3 protein-coding genes are annotated in these 2,641 nt (G+C 65.1%); 2 read left to right on the top strand and 1 reads right to left on the bottom strand.

Annotated elements, in window-relative coordinates:
* Both EOD15_RS32390 and EOD15_RS32385 read left to right on the top strand, forming a co-directional pair.
* The coding region (locus EOD15_RS32390; protein WP_127409212.1) for a peptidase M15 at positions 1–1,323 on the top strand (1,323 nt) is incomplete at its 5' end.
* A 165-nt stretch (positions 1,324–1,488) separates the two neighbouring features.
* Positions 1,489–1,680 (top strand): hypothetical protein, encoded by a 192-nt coding sequence (locus EOD15_RS32385; protein WP_127320191.1) that lies wholly within the window; start codon positions 1,489–1,491, stop codon positions 1,678–1,680.
* A gap of 73 nt (positions 1,681–1,753) precedes the next feature.
* Here EOD15_RS32385 and EOD15_RS32380 read toward each other — a convergent pair whose 3' ends face one another.
* A complete protein-coding gene (locus tag EOD15_RS32380; RefSeq protein ID WP_127320189.1) occupies positions 1,754–2,392 on the bottom strand; it encodes a 2-dehydro-3-deoxy-phosphogluconate aldolase in 639 nt (212 codons plus the stop codon).
* Positions 2,393–2,641: the final 249 nt, after the last annotated feature.

The raw sequence follows: 2,641 nt of genomic DNA, 5'->3' as shown, positions 1-2,641 counted from the left end.
GATGTCGGCAATGTGCGCCATTGGCCCGGTATCAGCCGGCAGGAACTCGTCAGCCTGTTCCCCAACGGCAAGACGCTGCATGTGCCGAGCGACGGCAGGCCGCTGCCCGGCTTTGAGCAAGCGCTCGCCTCCTACAAGGCGCGCAAGGGTTCAGGCTCGCCGGCGATCGAAATGGCCAGTGCTGGCGGCAGCGGCAAGAAATCAGGTGGATTCCTGTCGGCTTTCTTCGGTGGCGGCGGCGACGACGAGGCCGACGACAGCGCCGATGTTCAGACCGCTTCGGCCGCCCCTCCGCCCAAAGCGAGAAACCTGAAGCCGGCAGCGGCAGCCAAGACCAGCAACCTCCCGGGCATTGCCATCGTGGCGCCGGAGAATGCGCGGCGCGCCGAGATTCCGCAGGTGGCCGAGCAGCAGGCCCCGGAGCCGGAAGAGGACACGCCGGAGACGATCATCGCCGCATTGCCGGCCCGAAGCGTTCCGCTGCCGGATTTCGCACCGCGGCCGAAAGCCGATGTCGGCGCTCAGCAGCCTGAGAACGTTCCTTTTGCGATGGCGGAGGCGACAGCCACCACCGAGCAGGCCGTGGCGACCGCGCATGCGCCGGCGAGCGTTCCTTTCGGCGTGGCCGATGCAACGGCTTCGGCTAATCCGGCCCAGGTCGCGGTCAACAACATACCGTTGCCGACATGGCGTCCCGACAATTCGCTGCCGGCCGCTCTGGCTGCGCCGCCCAGCAAGGATGTGCTGATGGCGCTGGCCGAGACGGCTGATCAAAGCAAGACGGCGACCGATGCGTTCTCGGTGCTGCCGACGGCGCGGCCCGAGATGGCCAGGCCGGATGCGGTCAAGGCCGTGCTCGACGAGGCCAATGCCCAGGTCGGTGCGGCCGATTACCAGCTTGCTTCCCTGTCGGGATCCGAGCCGCGTTCGGCGTTCAACGATCCGGACACCAACGCCGCATCGCCGCGCGATGCTGTCGTTGCCCGCCCAGTCGGTTCCGATCCGGCCGCCGCGATCGGCGCCGGCGTCAAGACGACCCGCAAGGAATCGAGAGCCACCGCCCGCGACCTGAAGCCAGGCCCCAAGGCCATGGTGGTTGCAGCCGCACCGCAGGCTGCCCGCTGGGCATTGACCAGCGGCGAGCATGTCGCCACCGTTTCAAGCGCGACGACGGCGCCGGGCTACGCCTACAGCATCGTGCACACGCCGCCGAGCGAGGTCTACACGGCCGGCTTCCAGCCGAGCAGCCAGGTGGCCGATGCCAATCGCTTCACCGGCAACGCGGTCAAGTTCATGTCGGTAGCCCGCTTCCAGACCAAATGACGACCAATCGATCGACAAAGCCGCGCCGGGCAACCAGCGCGGCTTTTTGCTGTTCAGCGAACCGGGCCAGCCTGCACGGTCACGCGCGGCTGAACTTCTCGTGAAGCCGGAACGGTCGGCCTATTCCCCGGGTTAATACAGGTTCGTTCAAACCCGGGGAGATCCATGAAGAACATCCTATTGGCATCGGTCATCGCATTGGCAACCGCTTCGGCGGCCATCGCGCCTACGCAGGCCGAGACCATTGTCGTCAAGACTCATGACCATATGCACATGAAGAAGCACTGCCGCACCAGGGTGGTCACAAGCTGGAAGCATCACCACAGGGTGGTTGAAAAGGTTCGGGTCTGTAGCTGATCCGGTTCGGAGCCGATTTGGCAAACCCGGTTGACGCGAGTCGGCCGGGTTTTTTCATGCCGTGGCCGAAGCCTTATTTCGCAAGCTTGCTCGCGGCGCGCGCCAAGGCTTCGATCTCGTCCCACTTGCCGGCCTTGACGAGGTCATCGGGCGCCACCCAGGAGCCGCCGACGCAGACCACGTTGGGAAGGCTTAGATAGTCGGCCGCGTTCTTGGCCGAGATGCCGCCGGTCGGGCAGAATTTCACATCGGCAAGTGGTGAGGCGAAGGCCTTCAGCGAAGCGATGCCGCCCGACTGCTCGGCCGGGAAGAATTTCAGGAAGCGCAAGCCGGCTTCCCGTGCGGCCATGATCTCGCCGGGCGTGATGGCGCCGGGCAGCAGCGGAACATCGCTGCCGGCGGCTGCCGACAGAAGCTCGCGGGTGATGCCGGGGCTGACGATGAACCGAGAGCCTGCGCTGGCGGCCTCTTCGAACTGGCCCGCATCGAGGATGGTGCCGGCGCCGACGATGGCGTCCTCGACTTCACCAGCGACCCGCCGGATCGCTTCCAGCGCATCGGCGGTCCTCAGCGTGATCTCGATTGCCGGCAGGCCGCCACGCGCCAGCGCGCGCGCCAGCGGCACGGCATTGGCGATATCAGAGATCTTCAGCACCGGGATGACCGGCTGGCCGTTGAGGAGCGACAGGAGTTTTTCGGTCTTGCTGGGCATGTGTCTCTCCGTGGCATGGGACAATTCAACCGATTAGCAGAAGGCCGTTTTCCTGTCCACGAAACCGGCCGTGTCGCGATGTCACGCTTCGCCCAGGCTCGCCAGGCTTAGCTTAACAAAAGCGGCTGCCAGCCCGGCGGTGTCGGCAGCTTTTGTGCCGATAGCTTTCCAGGATAGGAATTTTTTCTTGACTCCCTGACCTCAGCTATGGTACAAATTCGCCCATGGTGCAGATTTGCGCCAGTGGCC

Source organism: Mesorhizobium sp. M7A.T.Ca.US.000.02.2.1, assembly GCF_003996995.1.
Classification (GTDB): domain Bacteria; phylum Pseudomonadota; class Alphaproteobacteria; order Rhizobiales; family Rhizobiaceae; genus Mesorhizobium.
This window is presented reverse-complemented; position numbering and strand designations above follow the sequence as displayed.

Coding starts and splice junctions, on each gene's coding strand:
- EOD15_RS32385 (WP_127320191.1), top strand. CDS start 1,489: ATGAAGAACATCCTATTGGCATCGGTCATCGCATTGGCAACCGCTTCG.
- EOD15_RS32380 (WP_127320189.1), bottom strand. CDS start 2,392: ATGCCCAGCAAGACCGAAAAACTCCTGTCGCTCCTCAACGGCCAGCCG.